The organism is Reyranella aquatilis (assembly GCF_020880995.1).
Classification (GTDB): domain Bacteria; phylum Pseudomonadota; class Alphaproteobacteria; order Reyranellales; family Reyranellaceae; genus Reyranella; species Reyranella aquatilis.
In genome coordinates, this window is record NZ_JAJISD010000011.1 from 63,710 (window position 1) to 82,418 (window position 18,709).

The window sequence follows — 18,709 nt, forward strand, 5'->3', positions numbered from 1 at the left end:
CACCCAAGTCGATAAACAAAATAGCGAACTGTATGCAGAAAGCCAAGGGCCGCCCCTGCGGTACACCCATACGTGAAGGGGATTAAACGCGGGGTGCCAAAACTTGCGACCTTCCTCCAGCGTGTGTTCGCTGCCGGATCAGGCTTTTTCAAGGCGTTATTAGCAGCTAAGACGCAATTTCAACGCTGCCCGCCGCGCAACGGTCGGCCAGATCCTCCAGCGCTGCGGCGAACCCGACGGCGTCGCCGCAAGGCACTCGCCAGTAACCGGCCGGGGAGTTCCGCGCCAGCAGATCGACATCCGAAGCGGCTGACCCGACGAAGAGCACCGGCTTGCCCGATTCGATGCATGCGTAAATTTTGGACGGCATGACGTACCCAACGAACGCGTCGCGAAGCGTGACCAGATGAGCGGCAGGCGCACGCAGGAGACCTGAGAGGCGCTCCAGCGGAACCGGCGAGGAGCGATGAAATGGCAGGCCCGCGGCGGCGAACCGGGCGGCGAGATCCTCCGCCCCTCCACCTGTGGCACTAAGCCACAGGCGGACCCGGCCGGTTCCCTGCCGGTGATGGCGCTCGTAGCCCCGCGCAACGGTGTCCACCTCGTGGGCTACGCCGTAGTTGCCCGAGTACAGCAGCACGCACCGGCCGGCCAATTCGACAGGCAGGGGTTCGACGGGCGCATCGGCGGGAAACTCGACGGGCGAGCCGTCCCGGACCAGCACGATCCGATCGGCCGGAACACCCGTCTCTGCGAGGCGGCGGCGTTGATCCTCCCCGAGCACCTCGAACCCCTCGACCCGGCGGCGCCAGAAATTCGTCAGTCCCAGAAGCGCCCCCAGCGCGCGGGACGGCCGGTCGCGGGCAGCGATCAGGCACTCGGGATGGAAATCGGTGATCCGGTAAACCAGCTTCGCACGCCAGAGCGGCTTGAGCGGCACCAGCAGATGGATGAGGAACGGCGGAGAGCCCGTGAACAGGATTCCATCGGCGGCACGCAGCGCGCCGAACGCTGCAAAGATGAGGCGGAGGTTGGTCTCGATCGTCCACACCATGCGCCCGACAAGGGAACCGCGCGGGACGGGGCGCGCCGAAAGACGGATCTCCGCCAGTTGGCCGCGGCCCCTCATTTTCCGGATCGTCGAGCCCCGCGCGGTCGACAGGCCGACCAGCGTCACATCGTGTCCCTGCTCCGCCAGCGCCTGCGCCCGCATCAACATGTATTGCCCCACCGCGCCGAAATCGGGCGGCAACCAGTCCGCGATGATGACGATTCGCGGTTCCTTGGCCGGATCGAATGGGCTCTGCTCCAGCAGTTGCATCATGCTGCCGCGCCCCGCTGTGCTTCCTCGGCGATCGAGCGGTAGAGCTCCGCCATGCGGCGCGCCACGGCCGGCCAGCCATAGTGATCGATGACGTGGCGTTGGCCGGCCTGGCCCTGGCGGCGGCAGAGATCGGCATCCGCGAACATCGCCCGCAGCCCGGCCGCGATGGCGATCGGCGTGGCCTCGACGACCAGGCCTGCCTGTGTCTCGCGGACGATTTCCGACATGCCGACATCGGGTGTCGCGAGCACCGGCACCCCGCGGCGCATCGCCTCGAAGGCGGCAATACCGAAGTTTTCCGACAGGGACGTCATCGCGAACAGTCGCGCGGCCGCGAACAGCGCTTCCTTGTCCGCACCGGATACATGGCGCGCGATGACCGTCACCCGATCGGTCACGCCGTGCCGCGCGGCCTCCGACGCGAGATACGCGGCATGACCATCCGCGTCGTCGCCCGCTATGACGGCGCGCACCCCGGGCGCCTCCGCAAGCGCCGCGATCACCCGGTCGAGGCCCTTCTCCCAGCTCAGCCGGCCGAAGGAGAGGACCATCGGGCCGTCCGCGAGGGCCGCCACGATATCCGGCGACAGAGGTTTTGACGAAGGCGGCGGCGGATCGTCGACGCCGTGCGGGATCATGGCGATGGGCGGCAGGCGCCAGCCGAAGCTCGCGATATGCTGCGCCTCGATGGCCGAGGTCGCATGCACGGCCGCAGCATGCTCGAGGTTGGGCCGGTCGATCAGACGGATCCACCCTTCCTTCACCCAGCGGCTCTTCCGGCGGATCAGCTCCGGCACCAGCATGCCGCGAGGCGAGATCACATAGGGCACGCCGGCCCGTTGCGCGGCACGGGCGCCCGCCAGAATCGGCCACAGGAAAACCGAGTGCAGGTGAACGGCGTCATAGCCGGCAGTGTCCCGGGCCAGCGCTCTCCCCATCGGCGGCGACCAGTAGAGGCGGCGCAGCACCCGACTCGGGAAATAGGTGACCTTCACGCCCTCCACATCGACCGGCACCTCGTGCGGCACATCGCTGTCGCCAGGACCATCGACGCTGGTGGTGAAGACCTGCACGTCATGCCCGGCCGCCGCCAGCTCACGGCACAATGCATGGACCGACCGGATCGGGCCGCCATATCGGGTGGCCGGCAGATAGGTCGGAACGACGTGAAGAAGGCGCAAGGCGTATCCAGTGACCAGGCAAGGGCTTGATGTAACGGGGCGATTGATAGCATAGGTATTGCAGGAATGGGCTCCGCGATCGAATGAAGCTCCGCATCGACTTCCGGCCGTCGATCGTGGTGGCGCTGCTGGCCGCCGCCGCCCTCCTGTTCTGGCTGGCGACCGGAGTGCCCGGTCTCTCCTGGATCGCTCTGCCCTTCGCCCTCTTCTACTCCGTGCTGCTGGCCATTGCCGCGCTGGCATTGCTGCGCCTCCGCACGATCGAGCGCTGGATGGCGTGGGATGCGCCGGGGCGCCTGCTGATCCTCGCGCCGCACGAGGACGACTGCGTGATCTCGGCCGGCGGCCTTGGACTTCGCAACAGCCGGCTGGGCGGCGTCACCCGCGTCGTCTACCTCGCCCGTGACGAGACGCCGGCCTTGCCGGAGCGGCGCGAAGCCGAGGCGCGCGCGGCCTGGAGCATCGCGGGACTTGGTGGGACAGACCTCCTGTTCCTCGACCTGATGCCGCCGCTGGAGAAGCGCGATCCCGCCAAGCTGCGCGCCGCCTCGATCGTCTTGCGCGCCATCATCGACGACTTCCAGCCGACGGCCATCGTCATGCCGGCGTTCGAGGGCGGGCACGTTCATCACGACATGGTCGCCGCGCTCGTCGATCTGCTGGTGACGCCTGCCGACCGTTTCGCGGTGTTCGAGGCGCCCGAGTACAGCCCCTGCGTTTCCCTGCTCCACACGCCGCACCGTGTCCTCGCGCTCTGCGCCCGCTGGCTGTTCGGCCTGGTCGCCTACAACGGGCCGCCCGACGGCGTCGATGGCCGGCCGATCCTGAAGCTTCGGATGGCGCCATCCGAACTCGCCGACAAGAGACGCATGCTGGGTGCCTTCGCCAGCCAGAACGCACCCTCGCTCATGGTGACCCGCAGCTATCCCGACCGGCTGATCGCACGGGTCGGTCACCGGCCGCATAGCCGCCCCTTCGACTTCGACCGTTCCTATCTCCGTTTCGTGCTGGCGCTGCGCCGGCGACTTCCCCCGCGCCTCGTCGACCGGTTGTTTCCGGTACAGCTCGGCACGATCGGCCGCATGGGCACGATCACCGACTGGGATTCCGAATGGGGCCGGGCATGAACGGCTTCGCCTCGGATCTCACCCACGCCACCTACGAGTCTCCTGATATCGTTGCGCTCTACGCCCGTCCCGACGGGCTGCAGAAACCGGAGGAGACGTTGCTGTCGTGGCTGCGCCCGTCGCTCGGTTCGATGGACATGCTCGACATTGGCGTAGGCGGCGGCCGAACCACCCGTCACTTCGCCCCTCTCGTCCGCTCGTATCTCGGCGTCGACTACTCCTCGGCGATGATCGCGCGATGCCACGAGGAGTTTCCCGCATTCCGCTTCGCCGTGGCCGATGCACGCCGCCTCGAACCTGTGCTGGACGAGAGCTGCGACCTGGTGCTCTTCAGCTACAACGGCATCGACCATCTCGACGTGCACGAGCGCGGAATGGCGCTCGGCGAGATGAGGAGGGTCCTGCGGCCGGGCGGGCTGATGGTCTACTCGAGCCACAACGCGAACTACCTTCCGGCGATCATCGAGCGCTTCCGCTTCCGCATCCATTCAAACCTGCGCGAGACGCTGCGGTCGCTCAAATGGTCGAGCGTGTTCTGGGCGAAGAACGGACTTCTGCAGTACCGCATGCCGCTGGCCGCGGGCCGCGTCCATGACGGGACGCACTCCTTTCGCTCCTCTGCGCTCTACTACATCCGACCCGATCTCGGCGTCGCGGAATTGCGCCGGCTCGGCATGGTCGACATCTCATGCGCCGGCAACGAGAGCCGGGATTTCGTGCCGGGCGACGATCCCGGCCTGGCGCACGATCCCAATCCCTGGATCTACTACGTGTCGCGCAAGCCGGAGCGCACCTGACGATGACGCTCGCCCTCGAACTCGTGACCACGGTCGAGGACTTCGAGCGGTTGCGACCGACGTGGAACGAGCTCGCCGAGCGCATGGAGCTCCCGGAGATCTTCTATCGCTGGGAATGGAGCTTCCTCTTCTTCCGGCACTGCCGGCCGGACGACGAACTCTTCATCATCGTAGCCCGCGAGGCACCGGGCGGTGCGGTCGCGGCCATCGCCCCGCTCTGTATCCGGCGCACCCGGTCGCTCGGGATCGCGGTGAAGGTGGCCGAAACCATCGTCGCGGGCCTCGCCGACTACCAGAACATCCTGGTGCGCGAAGGAATCCACCGCGGTCGTGCCGTCGATGAGATCCTCGCCTTTCTCGCTGACCGGGCCGACCGCTGGGACGTGCTCGACCTGCAGCAATTCTGCAGCCGCGATCCCACGACCTTCCAGATGGTGAACGCCGCGCAGTCACGACACGACTGGACGGTGCGTACCCACATCCTGACTCCGGTGGCCGTACGCGACCTGCGTCCCGGCCACGCCACGGAAGATGTCGGCCGCCTTCGTCGCGTGCGCAGCCGCCTGGCGGCGCTGCAAGCGCGCGGGGGCGACCTTCGACTGAGCTGCGAAGACTTCGCGGCGGACTGGCCGACCTTCCGCGCGCTGCATGTCAGCACCTGGCCGGGCAGCCCGCTCGGCCGCGACAAGGAAGGGAAATTCTTCGACGCGCTGGTCGCGAGCGAAGGCATGCGCGAGCATCTCGACCTCTCGCTCCTGCTGCTCGACGGGCGAGTCGTGGCCGGGCATTTCGGCTTCGTCGATGCGCGTAAAGCCTATTACTACATGCCGGCGCGCGACCGGTCGTTCCACAACGAGAGGGTCGGCGCCGCACTGCTGTTCGCGCTCGTCCAGCACCATGCCCGGTCGCGCACCTTGTTCGACTTCATGCGCACCCTTGGGCGCTACAAGAGCTGGTACACCGACACGATCGACATGAACCTTCGCATCGTCATCCATCGCAATTCGAGTGTCAGGGCGCTGGCCTACGGCATATTCGACGTGACCCGGCGCTTCCTGCTCGAACTCGGCCTGCCGCGCGCCCTGCTGCGCCGCCTTGGACGCGGACGAAGCTGAAAGTCCTCTAGCCGGTGCCGTAGAGATCGACCAACGACAGATACGCCATGGCCTGGCTCTCCAGCGTGAACCTTTCCGCGATCATCTCGCGCGGGGCGTAGAGGCCCGCCTCGACGCCGAACCAGAACCGGTCGAAGCCCGCCAGCAGGTCGCCGCTGCCCCTGAACTTCATGCCGCACCGCTCGTCCCAATAGGGCACCGAGGTGACCGGCCCGAAGCGCACGAGATGCGGCGCATACTTCGGGTCCTTCCACAGCCCGCCATGATCCCAGGCGAACAGCGGCACGTCGGACGCCAGCATCTGCTGCGCAGCCAACCCCTGCGTCTCGTGATGACTGAGATAGATCATCGCGCGCGTGCGCCGGCTGAGATCGTGCAGCCGCTCCTCGCGGTAGAAGCCGTAGCGCAGCACTTCCACGCTGAGCCGCCGGCGCCGCAATTCAGCGACGATGGGCTCGACGATGGTGCGCATGTACCGGCTGCGATGCCGCACGATCTTGTCGTAGATCAGAACGTCCACATCCTTGTTGGCGCGACGCGACGGCGACCAGCGGTCGGTGTCGATGCCCGACGGCCAGACGCTGATGCGCTCCGGCCACACCGCGGAGAACATCTTCTCGACCCACGGGCTCGGTACCAGGACGCGACGGATCCGGCGACGGCAGAGGAGGTCGGGATCGTCACTGGGATGGTTGTAGATTGAGGTGCCGAACAGGATGGGCGTCTCCTGGGGCAGCTTCGCCAGGACATGCGGCTGGCCGATGACGCAGGCCAGTTCATGCGGGTTCTCGCGGATGTGGCGGTAATCGTTGATGCGGTACGGCACGTTCAGCCGGTCGAGGCCGGCACACAGGTTGAGATAGACGCGCATCGTGCCGCCGGGCTGCTTCGGTCCGCGCAGCGCCCAGCGCACGAGCCGGCGCGGATAGCGGTCGAATGGCGCCCATCGGTCCGAATCGGGTTCCTCGTAGAAGAGGTTGAGAGGCGCGCGCAAAGGCATTCTCAGCCGCCCCGGGCCGCCACCGAACGGTCGGCCATGATTTCGCGATAGAGCCTTGCCATGTCGTCGGCGACGTCGTCGATCGATCGCGTGCGCCGCATGTTGCCCGACAGGCGCGCGACCTCCGCGCGGTCGGTGGCGGCCACCCGGATCGCCTCCGCCCACGGCCGCGGGTCGTCGAACGGCAGCAGCCAGCCATCCACGCCATGATGGACGCGCTCCGAGATGCCGCCCAGGTCCGCACCCATCACGGGGATGCCGAGCGCCCTCGCCTCCTGCACGACGATCGGCCCGGTTTCCATGTAGCGCGAGGGCACGGCCAGCACGTCGATGTCGGCCAGGAACTGGGGCACCTCCTCGTGCCGGACCAGCCCCATCAGGCGGATCCGCGGATCCTTGGCCGCAGCCCTTTCCATGCGCCTCGCAAATCGCGCGTCCTGGCCGACACCGGCGATCCTCAGATGCACCGGCAGGTCCGGCGGGAGCAGCTCGAGGGCGCGCACCAGCATGTCCGCGCCCTTGTAGCGTTCGAGCCGCCCGAGGAAACCGATAACGATCTCACGCCGGTTCGCCCCTTCCAGGGGGCGTGGCTTGCGGTCGGAGAACTCGGCGCTGGCCGACTGGCCCGACACGACCATCTTCTCGGGCGGAATGGCATTTTCGGCGAGCGCAGCCCGCACCCATTCGCTGGGCGCCACGATGCGCTCGCTGAGTGTCGCCATCGAACGAAGCTGCCGGGCCTTGGTGGCCGCCGCTGCCCGTGCCGACAGCATGGTCGCGGCTCTCTGCGAAATGCGGCTAATGACGCTGTCGCTCACGTCCCAGCGCGGCAGCCGCGACAGGAGATAGGCGGCCGGCGCCGGCAGGCCACGATCCAAGGCCCAGCACTGCGCGCAGCGCCGGTCGTCGATCAACCCGTCGCAGGGCTTCTCGTCGTTCAGGAGCATGGTGCCGCGCATGCAGATCGGCGATGGCACGTGCATCGTGACGACGCTGGGAATGTCCATGCGCGCGACCTGCCGAAGGTGCCGCAGGCCGGCGCCGCTGGTCCAGGAATGGAGATGGAACAGGTCCGGGCTCGCCGATTCCACCAGTTCCTGGAACATGGTCCGACGCTTGCGAACGCTCCTGTCGCGGACCTTCGGAATCTCGGTCGCATCGATGGGATAGCGCACGACCTCGACGCCGTTCCACGTGTAGCGATTGTAGGAACCGTCCGTCGCGGCGATGATGGTGCTGTCGATGGCGTGGGCGGACAGGGCCGTCACGAGGTCACGTACATAGACCTCGGTGCCACCGGTCGAGTCGGGAAAATAGAAACCGACGCAGTGCACGACCCGCAGCCGCCTGCCCGGCTTCCCGGGGTCAGTGGCATCCGGCGGCATCATTGCGGCAGGGACCGGAAACGCAGCAGGCGCTCGGTCGTGGCGAATCCCAGCAGCCTGTAGGCCAGCGCCAGCGCGGGCCGCACCGGCGGCACGAACCCTGGATCCAGGCTGTAGATCCAGTCCACGACTTCCGCCGCCTCTCGCGGATAGGCCCGGGCAAAGGATCGCACATTGGGCCACAGGGTTTGGATGGCCGCCTGCTTGCGGCGCGAAGTCAACTCCCCGCGCTGCTCGAGCAGCCCAAGCACCTTGCGATAGATCGAGATGTGCATCCAATAGCGCAGGTCGCGCTTGAAGCCCGAGGTGTGCTGCAACCGGTCGCCGGCATGGCGTCGGTGCACGAAGGCCGGCTTCCGATAGACGGCGAGCCGCGGATGGCGCATCGCGACCTCGAGGATGAACAGCCGATCGTCGCGCAGCGCGAAGTCCTGCCGGTGCGGGATGCCGCGGATCAGGTCACGGCGGAACAGGAAGGCGGAATAGTGAGACGCCCAGCCCTCGCCGAGCTGCTGGGCGATGAAGTCGTCGCAATCGTCCCAGGCGTTGACGCGCCGCTCGCCGCTCTCCTCGTCGTAATCCTCATAGCCCGCGACGACGATATCGGCCGCCTTTTCCCGCGCGAGCGCGAGTTGATCGGCGTTGGCGTCCTCGCTGAGCCAGTCATCGGAATCGAGGAAACGCACATATTCGCCCGTCGCGGCGGCGAGGGCCGTTTCGACCGCCCAGTCCTTGCCCCAGTTGTCGGTCCGAATCGCCACGATGTCCCGTTGGGCCTGCAGCCAGTCCCAGGTGCCGTCGGTGCTGCCGTCGTCGACGACCACGATCTCCGTGCGTATGCCGGTCGACCGGCACGATTCCACGGCCTGCGGGAGGGCCCACAGCCGATTGAAAGTCGGGATGACGATGGAGATATCGCTCACGCGACTCACCTTAACCCAGTACTGGCCGCCAGTGCATCGGCGGCTTCCAGTACACCGCCGGCGGCGCGCGCCGGTGAATAAATCTCCATGCGCTCGGCCAGTGCCCGCCGGGTCAGGCTGGGATCGAACGCCAGCACGGAGGCGATGGACGTTGCGAGCGCGGGCACGTCGCCGAGCGGAGCGACCGCACCGGTCGCCCCCGGCTGGATCAAGTCGGGACCGCAGCCCACCGCATCGGATACGACTGCGGGCACGCCGCAAGCCATCGCCTCGTTGACGACGAGGCCCCAGGTTTCGATGGCGATCGAGGGCAGGACGACCACGTCGGAAGAGGCATAGACGGACGGCAGTCGGCTCTGGTTCACGAATCCCAGGAACTGCGCATCCAAACCGGCGGCGCGAGCCGCCTCCTCCATGCTGCCCTGAAGCTCCCCAGCCCCCGCGATCACGAGGTCGACGGGCTGCCCGCTCGACGTCAGCCGCGCGACCGCCTGCACCACGTCCATCGGCCGCTTGCTGCCGACCAGGCGGCCGACGAACAGCACGTGCCGGCGGCGCCCGCCCGCGCGCCCTCCACCCGCGCCCCGCGCGGCGTCGCTCGCTTGCCTGAAGGCGTCGTTGTCCACGCAGTGCGGCGAGAAGAACAGTCGACTGGACGCCACACCATAGTGCTGGAGGTACTCGCGATTGCGCTGCCCCACATACAGGCAGGCGTCGAACTGCTTCAACATGTGGGGAAAGACCACGCCCTTGACCTTGCCGACCGCACCGCCACGCTGGCCGGCAAGCTGGGAATCCCCACGGACCATGACGGGCACGCGAGCGCGCCGGCAGGCCCGCACCGCCTGCCAGTAGGAGCGCAGCGACCAGCCCGGCACGACGAAGGCGTCGAAGCGGCCCTCCGTGATGATCTCCGCGATCTCCGGCGTATTGCAGCCGGCGAAGGTCTGCGTCGAGGGCACGCGCGCCACGTTTCTCAGGAACCGGCTCTCGTAGCCAGACAGGAGATCCACGTCCCAGTCGAAGGCGACCCCGTAGCCCGCCTTGCCCTGCCCGGCTGCATCCTGCCTGTGGGCGAAGAAGACGGTGAGGTCGCAGCGCCGCGCGAGTTCGCGGAAGATCGGCGCGTAGTACTGGATCGGATGGCTGACCAGGAAGCCGATGCGCCGCTTCATGGACGAGGCCCCGCCGCGCAGGCCCTATCCAGCGCCTCTGCGAACTGGCGCGTCGACTCGCGCGCCGAGTAGCCCTCGAAGACGCCGCGATCGACCGACGCCGCGTCGTAGGCGGGATGCTCGATGAAGGCCTGCAGCGAGGTCGCCACGCCGTCCGGTGACGGCAGGTCGCCCTCCGCCAGGGTCAGCACCTCACCGACATGGGCAGAGCGGATCATCGACACCGCCGTGCTGTCGCGATGAAGCAGCGCGAAGACCGGCCGCTGCGACAGCATCGCCTGGAAGACCTTGGACGGCGTGTAGTGAGGCTCGGTCGAGCCGAGCACCAGCACGGCGCTGCTGTGCATCAGATGATTGAGCGTATCGACGTAGCCGATTCGATGGGGATGCTCGTCCACCATCTCTGCCACACCCGCCGCCTGTGCGCGCGGCAGCACGCGATGGCCCTGCGGATCGTCGGGCGAACTGCCGGTGCCGACGAAGTGGACCCGCAGTCGTGACGCCACGTGCGGCGCGCGCTGCCGCAGGGTGCGCAAGCCGGCGAGGAAGGCGTCGAGCACGACGAAGCCCGCCGGCAGCAACGCACCGGCATAGATCATATGGAAATTGCCATCCCTCGGATCGAACAGGAAGGGCGCGCGGCCGAGCCCTTGCACCAGCGCATAGTCCTCCGGAGCCGTGCCCATCGGCATGTAGGCCAGCACCGACTTCGACGCGACCGCGGGATTTCGCTCCAGCATGCCGGCCACATAGCCCGGCGCCATGCCGGTGATCAGCGCGGCGTCGCGTACCGACCAGGGTTCGAGGATCTCGGCCAGCCTGTTCGAGGTCCAGGCCCGGCTGAAGCGTCTTTCAGCTCCCGTCCAGCGATTGACCCAGGGATCCTGATAATCGATCCCGAACGGCAGGCCGTGGCGCAGATGCACGAGCCGTCCGACCGGCGCCAGGAAATTGGACGGGATCGTCACCATCACGAAGTCGATCTCGCGCGCCCTCGCCATCCGCGAAAGCGCACGATAGCAGCCCCAGAACGACCGGATCCCGATATCGCCAACGAGGCGCACCGGACGGGTCGACAGTGTCGCCGCATGGACGATCCTCAATCCCGGTGCGACCAGCAGCTCGAGATCCGGGTCTGGACGCTCCTCGTACTCGGCCGGATCGCCCGTGACGACGACCGGCTCCCAGCCGAACTCCGGGAGATAGCGCGACCACAGCCGCGCCCGCTGCGCGCCCACGAGATTGCTCGGCGGGAAGTGTCCGCTGACCAGGGCGAGACGGCGGGTCATCGGCGGCAGGTCATGAGCGCGCCAGACGGGCGCGCACCTTGCCGTAGAGATCGATGTAGCGCGCGACCACGGCGTCGGCGGAGAAGTGATCGACGGCGCGGCGGCGACATTCGGCGCGGTCGAGCGGACCCACCCGCTCCACCGCCTCGCAGCCCTCCTCGATCGACTTGATCAGGAAGCCATCGACGCCGGGGCGCACGATCTCCGGCAGCGCGCCGCGCGGGCAGGAAATCACCGGCGCGCCGCAGGCCAGCGATTCGGCGAACACGATGCCGAACGGCTCATCCCACTGGATCGGCACCAGCATGGCTCTCGCCTGGCCCAGCAGCGCGTTCTTCTGCACGTCGTCGACCGGACCGACATATTCGATGCCGCCCTTGCCGATCTCCGGCGCAATCTTCTCGCGCCAGAACCGGCCTTCCGGATCGTCGCGATCGGAATGATTGCCGGCGATGATCAGGCGGCGGCCGGTGCGGCGCGCGATCTCGATCGCCCAGTGCGCGCCCTTGATCTCCTCGACCCGGCTCAGGAACACCAAGGGCGCGTCGTCGGGCACGGAGGTCGCGCCGAGCGTCAGCCCCTCGGTGTCGGCGAAGTTAGGAATGCCGTGCCATTCACCGCCGGCCGGCCGGCCGCGCCGCGCGATGTATTCGCTGCAGCCGGTGAAGGTGATGCGCCCCGGCGCCGCGAGCCGGACGGCGAGCCTGACGGTGCGATGCGTCGGTTCGCGCTGGAAGGACATGATCAGCGGAATGCGTCCGCGCAGGTGCGGCAGCAGATAGGCGATGCGCGAAAAGCTGTGCACCACGTCGGGCCTGAAGGACTTCACCGCCCGCGACAGCGCCAGCGTGTTGCGCACCGTGTCCCGCCGCGACAGCGAACTCAGCCCCGGCCAGGGAAAGAACGCATCGTTTGGACACTCGGAGCCGGGACGCGCCACCAGCCCGACCGTGTGGCCCGCCAGCCGCAGGCGGCGCACGAGTACGTCGACGATACGCTCGATACCGCCATAGAGCCGCGGCGGAACCTCGATCTCCGGATCGGCGGTCAGCAACAGGCGCATCAGCGTGCCGTCTCCTGCCGCGCGAAGGCGGCCGCCACCGATTGCAGCAGCACGTCCTGCTCCCTGTCCCAATTGTAGCGCTCGCGACCCAGCCGCCACGCCATCTCCGCAGACTCGGCGAGGATGGGCGGTGACGCAAGCACGTCGAGCGTCTGGGCGAGGCCCACCGGGTCGGACAACGAGCAGAGCCTGGCCGCGCGCCAGAGATCGGCGGCCAAAAGCTTCTGGGCCGGCGTGTCGCTCATGATGACCGGCACCCCCGCCAGCAGGTAGGTGAAGACCTTGTTGGTGAGGCAGATCCGGCGGTTCTCGCTGACATCGGTCTCCAGCGACAGGCCGATGTCGTACTCGGCGGCGAGCCGCACCATCTCGGACGGCGGCGCCATCGGCAGGAGCTTCACACGGTCACCGATGCCGAGCGACGCCGCCAGCGCCAGCAGCGCATCGCCATGCCCCCAGCGGTTGCTGCCTCTGATGTCGAGCGTCACGCGCGCCGTGGTCTGCGCCATCGCCTGGATGAAGGCCTGCAGGCCGCGATCCGGCCCGATCGTCTGCGAGAACCAGTAGGCGCGCAGCCCTGTCCCCTCGTCCCGCATCCGCGGGACGATCGGCGCCATCGACAGGGGAAAGACGTTCAGGACGGTGGCTGGCTGGGCGATCCCGTAGCGCTCCACATAGGCCTTGCCGATCAGCGGCGAGGCGGCGGTCAGGCAGGCGCACGAAGGCAGGATCGCGCCTTCGACGATGCCGATCATGCGCATGCGGAAGGCATCGTCGGCACTGCCGGTGCCTTCGCCCGAATGGAAATCCTCGGCATCGAACCCCAGCAGCGCGCCGTGCCGGCGGGCCGCCTCCGCGGCGGCCGGAAGGGCTGCAACATAGTGGGCGATGTAGAGATCGGCCTTCACGTCGCGCGCCCGGCGCAGGAGCGCGGAGACCGGCGCTCGGGCGCTGCGCGCCGCCACACCAAGTGGAACGTCCAGCCCCATGGCCGAAAGTCCCTTGGCCAGAGCCGCGGCGGCCCGCGCGGTCACCCCTTCGTCGGCCGAGCGCGGAACGCGCATCACCTTCCATGGCGCCGTCGCCTCGATCTCGTCGTCGGCTTCCCGCAGCGCGGCGTTGTAGTTGCAGACGATGGCAGTGACGTCGTAGCCCGCGCCGTGCAGCGCATCCGCTTCCTTGAGCACCCGCGGGTTGGAGGCGAGATTGCCGGGACTGACGATGCAGACCGCGCGTGCCATGGCTTCGGCGGTCAGGCCGGCTCGCGCTCTTTGCGCTCGATGCGCAGAGGCGCGGCGAGCTGCAGGGCGACCACGCCGTTGCCGAGGCTCTGCTTGAAGTCGTAGGCGATGCCGCCCGGACTCGACGCCGCCACGTTGAACGGTATGGCGTTGGACACGCCATGGTCGACGACGATGGTCAGGGAGTTCGTCGCGATGTCGAAACTGTAGTCGCCCGACGCGAGGAACAGCGGCTGCAGGCTCAGTGTGAAGACGTGCCGGCCGGGCTCGCTGGGCAGCGCAACCTGCGAGAAGATGCTGGAGGAATAGAAGCCGACCGGCAGGTTGTTGGCGTCGCGCAACTGAAGCTCGAGGCCGAGACCCGGCATGTTGGTGGTTTCCACCTCGACACGCAGGTTGAACGGCGTGCCCGGCTCGTAGGTATCAGTCGGCATGCCCTGGGCATCGAGAAGGTCGGCCGAAACGATCGCCGAATGATGACCACGTCCCCAGTCCCGATCGGCCTTGCCCTTGCTGAGCGAGGCGGAGTAGCGGGAGATGGCGGCGTCGATCGGCCCGTCGAACAGCAGCTGCCCTCCCTTCAGCACGATGCCGCGCTTGGTGAGCGCCGCCACGGCCGCAAGATTGTGGCTGACGAACAGCACGGTGCGGCCCTCGTTCGCGACCGCCGACATGCGGTCGAGGCAGCGCTTCTGGAACTCCGAATCGCCGACCGCAAGCACCTCGTCGACGAACAGGATCTCGGTCTCGAGATGCGCGGCCACCGCGAAGGCCAGCCTCGCGTACATGCCCACGGAGTAGCGCTTCACCGGCGTGTCGATGAACTTCTCCACGCCCGAGAAGTCGACGATCTGGTCGAAGCGCGCCTGCACTTCCCTGCGCGTCATACCGAGGATCGCGCCGTTCAGGAAGATGTTCTCGCGCCCGGTCAGCTCCTGGTGGAAGCCGGTGCCGACCTCGAGCAGGCTAGCGACGCGGCCGTTCAGCTCGACCCGGCCAAGGGTCGGCTCGAGGATGCGCGACAGGATCTTGAGCAGCGTCGTCTTGCCGGCGCCGTTGTGGCCGATGATGCTGACGACCTCGCCGCGCTTGATCTCGAAATCGACGTCGCGCAACGCCCAGAATTCCTCGACCTCGTCGCCCTCGACGACCGCGCGCCCGTGCAGCATGTCGGCGCCCCGCCTCACCAGGCCGCGGGCACTGCGCACCAGTGCCTCGCCGAGGATTCCCCCATACTGGACCTTGTGGCCGATGATGAATTTCTTGCCGAGCTTGTCGGCGCGGATGACTGTGTCGGACATGGTCAGATCAGGTCCGCGAAGCCGCGCTCGGTGCGGCGGAAGGTGCGGATGCCCAGCCAGAGCATGAAGGCCGTGACCAGCAGGCTGACGGCGAACCCCGGAAGGTAGAGCGGACTGTCTCCACCCAGGATGGCCCAACGGAACCCGTCGATCACGCCGACCATCGGATTGATGCTGTAGAGCAGCTGCCATTCCGGCGGCACCACCTTGGCCGAAAAGCCGACCGGCGAGACATAGAGGCCGATCTGCACGACGAAGGGGATGACGAAGCGGAAGTCCCGGTACTTGACGACGATCGCCGCCGCCCACAGGGCCGGCCCGATCGCGACCAGCACCGCCAGCGCGACGAACAACGGCAGCATGAGGATGTGCCAGTCGGGCACGACGCCATACCACAGCATGACCCCCGCCAGGATGACGAGGCTCACGCAGAAATCGACCAGTCCGACCATCACCGTTGCGAACGGGATGATGATGCGCGGGAAATAGACCTTGCTCACCAGTTGGGAGTTGGTGAGCACGCTGCCCGACGCGTCGCTCAGGATCGACGAAGCGAGCGTCCAGGGCAGCAGCCCCGCGAACACCAGCACCGCATAGGGTGCGGCCCCCTCCGTCGGCAGCTTGGCGAGCTTGCCGAAAACGATCGTGAACACGACCATGGTAATGAACGGCCGCACGAATGCCCAGGCCAGACCGATCACCGTCTGCTTGTAGCGTACCGCCACGTCGCGCCAGGCGAGGATAAAGAACAGCTCGCGATACCGCCACAGATCGCGCCAGTACTGACGATCGGCACGTCCGGCCTCAAGGATGAGCCGCTGCGAAGGGCGATCGCTGGAAATCATGGGCCCGGAGTCATACGACGCGGCTGGCCCGAAAGGCGAGCGTAGAGTGCACGCGCCGCGGCGACAAAGTGCGAGCGACGATAGGGTTCCACCGCCTCCGGGTCGGCGCGGCCCATTTGCAGTTGCCGCTCGATCGCGTGCGCGAGCGCGTCGCGATCGGCCGGGTCCACGATCACACCCACGCGCTCGTCCGGAATGGCATCGGCGGTACCGCCGCCCTTGCCACCGACGACCCGCAGACCGCAGGCCGCGGCTTCGAGATAGACAATGCCGAAACCTTCTTCGGTACTGGGCATCACGTACAGGTCCGCCAGCCGGTAGAGGTCGGGCAGATCGGCGTCAGGCACGAAGCCCAGGAACCGCACCATCCCCGGCGCCAGTTCGGCCGCCACGCGTTCGAGGCGGGCCCGGTCGTCCCCATCCCCCGCGACCACATGAATCAGGTTCGGATACTTCTCCCGCAGGCGCGAAAGCACCGAGAAGACCGGCTCGTGGCCCTTGTAGCGCTCGCTCGCGGCAAGCCGCCCGACGGTGAGCAGGATCGGCCCCGGCCCGAGCCCAAGTTGCGACCGCAGGGCGTCGGACGCAGGGCCCGGCGTGAACACGTCCTGCACCGTGTCGGGCAGAACGCGCACTCGTTCGGGCGCGAGATCGACCCAGTCGAGAAGGATGCGCCGCGTCTCGCGGCTGACGGTGCTCACGAGATCCGCGCGGCCGATCAGCTGCCGCACCAGGCCGCGGCGGTCCTTCCACACGTCGGTGCCATGTGCCTGGATCCAGTAGCGCGCGCCCAGAAGCCGTGCGAGCAGGTACCCGAGCGGCGCCATGAAGACATGCCCGCAGAAGACCGCATCGACGGGACGGAAGCGCCACGCCGCCGAGATCGCGGCCAGTGAGAAGCGCAGCCGGCCGAAGATGGGACGGTTCTGGCGGACACCCGCCGGCAGCGAAATTCCGCTGGCATCGCCATGACGTGGCAGGATCAGGATCTCGACGCTGCCGTCGGCCAGCGCGTCGAACAGGTCCTGATTGTACCGGGCGATGCCCCCGCGCGCGCCGTAGCAATCCCCCACGAGGGCGAGGATACGGGAAGCCATCGCGCCGCTTAGGCCGCCGCCGGGCCGGCCCAGCCGGCACGCCAGACATCGAGTGCCCAGGCGCGCGAGGCGGCGGAGAGATCGATGCCCTGCTGCCGGGGTGCACCCGAGGCTTCGCGCAACCAGCGACCCACCGGCGTCGAGAAGCCAGTCTTGCGTCGATGGCGAACGCTGTCGGGCAAGGGCGGTTCGGGCACCTCGGCGATGGCGTCCTTGGCGTTCATGGCGGCCAGCACCGGCCCGGGCGGCAGGGCCGCGAGGAAGAATGGGTCGACGAAGGGGACGCGGATCTCGACCCCGTGGGACATGCCCGCCCAGTCGGAATCGCGCAGAAGCTGGTTGCGCATGTAGAGCGAGGTCTCGAGTGTAGCCACCCGGTCGAAATCGCCGAGCGGCCCCCCCGTGCGGATCGCCGCGGCAATGTGGCTGAGCGGCGCAAGCCGGCGCAATCCGTCCTCGACCAGCGCCGGGTCGAGTACCTCGTCGAGTTCCCACGGCATGTAGACGCTGCGGCGCAGGAGATACGCACCAGCCCAGTCGCCACCGTACTGAAGCACGCCCGCCGCCTTGGGATGCAGCCTGAGCCCCGCGGACATGGCGCCGGTCAAGGCGCGCCGCGCCAGCGCGCCGAGGCCGGGGATCCAGGAAACGGACCGCAGCCAATGGACGCTGCGCGGCACATCGCTGAAGGACGGGTAGCCGCCGAAGCATTCGTCGGCCCCAAGCCCGCTCAATGCCACCTTGATCCCGGCTTCGTGCGCCGCCTTGGCGACGAACCAGGTGTTGATACCGTCGACGGTTGGCAGATCCATCGCGTCCAGCAGCGCCGGCAGGTCGCGCTCGAACTCGGCGCGGTCGACCGTGCGGACGATATGACGGGCGCCGTAGCGCGCCGCGACCTCGGCCGCGAGCGGCGCCTCGTCGAGCGGCAGTCCCTGGAATTCCTGGAAGCCCAGCGTCACGGCGGTGATGTCGCCGACGCCGAGCCCCGCCATCGTTCCCAGCAACGCGCCCGAATCGATGCCCGCCGACAGGAACACCGCAACCGGCACGTCGGCCTCGAGGTGATAGCGCACCGATTCGCGAACCGCGGCAGCGACTCGCCGCCGCGAATCGGGCTCCGTCGCGCCAGTGTTCGCGCGCTCGGCCAGCGCCGTCGCGACATCGTAGTAGCGCTGCGGCAGCCCGGGGCCGGCCGCATCGACCGTCAGCGTCGTTCCCGCCGGCAGGGACTGGATGCCGCGCCAGACGGTGAAGGGCTCCGGCACGCTCCCGAACAGATGGAAGCCGACGATGCCGGCGGGATCGGGATCGCGCGAGACCGCGCCGCCCGCCAGCAACGCCTTGGCCTGCGAGGCGAAGCGAACCGTCCAGCCATCGTCGGCCCAGTAGAGCGGCTTGATCCCTAGCGGATCGCGCGCCAGCAGCAGGGTGCGCCGGTCGGCATCCCAGATGCCGAACGCGAACATGCCGCGCAGGCGCGCGACCATGGCCGTGCCGTACTCGGCATAGAGCTGCAGCAGCACCTCGGTGTCCGACCCGCTGCGGAACGTGCGCCCCCTCGCCTGCAGCTCCGTGCGCAGTTCACGGTAATTGTAGATCTCGCCGTTGAACGTGATGGTGAGCCGGCCGTCATTCGTATGCATCGGCTGCGCGCCGCCCTCAGACAGGTCGATGATCGCGAGCCGCAGATGGCCGAAGCCCGTGCGGCCGTCGTCGGCGAGCCACAGGCCGCTGCCGTCGGGCCCGCGCGCGACCATGCGCTCGTTCATGCGAACGAGTTCGCCGCGGTCGACCCGCGGCGCGACGTCGAGATAGGCGTGGATGCCTGCTATGCCGCACATGA

16 protein-coding genes are annotated in these 18,709 nt (G+C 68.0%); 3 read left to right on the plus strand and 13 right to left on the minus strand.

What is annotated here, in order from left to right:
• Positions 1-166: 166 nt before the first annotated feature.
• Both LJ725_RS22325 and LJ725_RS22330 read right to left on the minus strand, forming a co-directional pair.
• Positions 167-1,324, minus strand: coding sequence for a glycosyltransferase (locus LJ725_RS22325; protein WP_230553159.1), 1,158 nt, complete (start codon positions 1,322-1,324; stop codon positions 167-169).
• Positions 1,321-2,505, minus strand: a complete 1,185-nt coding sequence (locus LJ725_RS22330) for a glycosyltransferase (protein WP_230553160.1) — start codon at positions 2,503-2,505, stop codon at positions 1,321-1,323. The genes LJ725_RS22325 and LJ725_RS22330 overlap by 4 nt, the downstream gene beginning before the upstream one ends.
• An 83-nt stretch (positions 2,506-2,588) precedes the next feature.
• On the opposite strand from LJ725_RS22330, the gene LJ725_RS22335 reads away from it, so the two are divergent.
• The 3 genes from LJ725_RS22335 to LJ725_RS22345 are packed head-to-tail and all read left to right on the plus strand — an operon-like array spanning position 2,589 to position 5,544.
• Complete coding sequence (locus LJ725_RS22335) at positions 2,589-3,632, plus strand: PIG-L deacetylase family protein (protein WP_230553161.1); 1,044 nt, start codon at positions 2,589-2,591, stop codon at positions 3,630-3,632.
• Positions 3,629-4,429: a class I SAM-dependent methyltransferase gene (locus LJ725_RS22340; RefSeq protein ID WP_230553162.1), complete on the plus strand. Its 801-nt coding sequence runs from the start codon at positions 3,629-3,631 to the stop codon at positions 4,427-4,429. Before LJ725_RS22335 ends, LJ725_RS22340 begins: the two co-directional genes overlap by 4 nt.
• A 2-nt stretch (positions 4,430-4,431) precedes the next feature.
• The gene (locus LJ725_RS22345) at positions 4,432-5,544 is read left to right on the plus strand and encodes a GNAT family N-acetyltransferase (protein ID WP_230553163.1); all 1,113 of its coding nucleotides are present in this window, start codon (positions 4,432-4,434) and stop codon (positions 5,542-5,544) included.
• Positions 5,545-5,551: 7 nt separating this feature from the next.
• Here LJ725_RS22345 and LJ725_RS22350 read toward each other — a convergent pair whose 3' ends face one another.
• Genes LJ725_RS22350 through asnB form a run of 11 tightly spaced genes read right to left on the minus strand, consistent with a single transcriptional unit; the run spans position 5,552 to position 18,707 of the window.
• A complete protein-coding gene (locus tag LJ725_RS22350) occupies positions 5,552-6,544 on the minus strand; it encodes a glycosyltransferase family protein (protein ID WP_230553164.1) in 993 nt (330 codons plus the stop codon).
• 2 nt (positions 6,545-6,546) lie between these two features.
• On the minus strand, positions 6,547-7,878 hold the full coding sequence (locus LJ725_RS22355; protein WP_230553165.1) for a glycosyltransferase: 1,332 nt from the start codon (positions 7,876-7,878) through the stop codon (positions 6,547-6,549).
• A gap of 50 nt (positions 7,879-7,928) precedes the next feature.
• A complete protein-coding gene (locus tag LJ725_RS22360; RefSeq protein ID WP_230553166.1) occupies positions 7,929-8,852 on the minus strand; it encodes a glycosyltransferase family 2 protein in 924 nt (307 codons plus the stop codon).
• A 5-nt stretch (positions 8,853-8,857) separates the two neighbouring features.
• Positions 8,858-10,027 (minus strand): glycosyltransferase family 4 protein, encoded by a 1,170-nt coding sequence (locus tag LJ725_RS22365; RefSeq protein WP_230553167.1) that lies wholly within the window; start codon positions 10,025-10,027, stop codon positions 8,858-8,860.
• Positions 10,024-11,316, minus strand: a complete 1,293-nt coding sequence (locus LJ725_RS22370) for a glycosyltransferase family protein (protein ID WP_230553168.1) — start codon at positions 11,314-11,316, stop codon at positions 10,024-10,026. Before LJ725_RS22370 ends, LJ725_RS22365 begins: the two co-directional genes overlap by 4 nt.
• A 10-nt stretch (positions 11,317-11,326) precedes the next feature.
• Positions 11,327-12,379 carry a glycosyltransferase gene (locus LJ725_RS22375; RefSeq protein WP_230553169.1) on the minus strand — a complete coding sequence of 351 codons (1,053 nt, stop codon included), beginning with the start codon at positions 12,377-12,379 and terminating at the stop codon, positions 11,327-11,329.
• A complete protein-coding gene (locus tag LJ725_RS22380) occupies positions 12,379-13,620 on the minus strand; it encodes a glycosyltransferase family protein (protein WP_230553170.1) in 1,242 nt (413 codons plus the stop codon). Before LJ725_RS22380 ends, LJ725_RS22375 begins: the two co-directional genes overlap by 1 nt.
• A gap of 11 nt (positions 13,621-13,631) precedes the next feature.
• Positions 13,632-14,921: an ABC transporter ATP-binding protein gene (locus LJ725_RS22385; RefSeq protein ID WP_230553171.1), complete on the minus strand. Its 1,290-nt coding sequence runs from the start codon at positions 14,919-14,921 to the stop codon at positions 13,632-13,634.
• 2 nt (positions 14,922-14,923) lie between these two features.
• Positions 14,924-15,766 carry an ABC transporter permease gene (locus tag LJ725_RS22390; protein WP_230553172.1) on the minus strand — a complete coding sequence of 281 codons (843 nt, stop codon included), beginning with the start codon at positions 15,764-15,766 and terminating at the stop codon, positions 14,924-14,926.
• Positions 15,763-16,863, minus strand: a complete 1,101-nt coding sequence (locus LJ725_RS22395; protein WP_230553173.1) for a glycosyltransferase family 4 protein — start codon at positions 16,861-16,863, stop codon at positions 15,763-15,765. Before LJ725_RS22395 ends, LJ725_RS22390 begins: the two co-directional genes overlap by 4 nt.
• Positions 16,864-16,871: 8 nt before the next feature.
• Positions 16,872-18,707, minus strand: a complete 1,836-nt coding sequence (gene asnB / locus LJ725_RS22400) for an asparagine synthase (glutamine-hydrolyzing) (protein WP_230553174.1) — start codon at positions 18,705-18,707, stop codon at positions 16,872-16,874.
• Positions 18,708-18,709: the final 2 nt, after the last annotated feature.

Excerpts from the sequence above, each read along its gene's own strand:
- LJ725_RS22325 (WP_230553159.1), bottom strand. The coding sequence starts at position 1,324 with ATGATGCAACTGCTGGAGCAGAGCCCATTCGATCCGGCCAAGGAACCG.
- LJ725_RS22335 (WP_230553161.1), top strand. The coding sequence starts at position 2,589 with ATGAAGCTCCGCATCGACTTCCGGCCGTCGATCGTGGTGGCGCTGCTG.
- LJ725_RS22340 (WP_230553162.1), top strand. The coding sequence starts at position 3,629 with ATGAACGGCTTCGCCTCGGATCTCACCCACGCCACCTACGAGTCTCCT.
- LJ725_RS22345 (WP_230553163.1), top strand. The coding sequence starts at position 4,432 with ATGACGCTCGCCCTCGAACTCGTGACCACGGTCGAGGACTTCGAGCGG.
- LJ725_RS22350 (WP_230553164.1), bottom strand. The coding sequence starts at position 6,544 with ATGCCTTTGCGCGCGCCTCTCAACCTCTTCTACGAGGAACCCGATTCG.
- LJ725_RS22365 (WP_230553167.1), bottom strand. The coding sequence starts at position 10,027 with ATGAAGCGGCGCATCGGCTTCCTGGTCAGCCATCCGATCCAGTACTAC.
- LJ725_RS22370 (WP_230553168.1), bottom strand. The coding sequence starts at position 11,316 with ATGACCCGCCGTCTCGCCCTGGTCAGCGGACACTTCCCGCCGAGCAAT.
- LJ725_RS22375 (WP_230553169.1), bottom strand. The coding sequence starts at position 12,379 with ATGCGCCTGTTGCTGACCGCCGATCCGGAGATCGAGGTTCCGCCGCGG.
- LJ725_RS22380 (WP_230553170.1), bottom strand. The coding sequence starts at position 13,620 with ATGGCACGCGCGGTCTGCATCGTCAGTCCCGGCAATCTCGCCTCCAAC.
- LJ725_RS22385 (WP_230553171.1), bottom strand. The coding sequence starts at position 14,921 with ATGTCCGACACAGTCATCCGCGCCGACAAGCTCGGCAAGAAATTCATC.
- LJ725_RS22390 (WP_230553172.1), bottom strand. The coding sequence starts at position 15,766 with ATGATTTCCAGCGATCGCCCTTCGCAGCGGCTCATCCTTGAGGCCGGA.
- LJ725_RS22395 (WP_230553173.1), bottom strand. The coding sequence starts at position 16,863 with ATGGCTTCCCGTATCCTCGCCCTCGTGGGGGATTGCTACGGCGCGCGC.
- asnB (WP_230553174.1), bottom strand. The coding sequence starts at position 18,707 with ATGTGCGGCATAGCAGGCATCCACGCCTATCTCGACGTCGCGCCGCGG.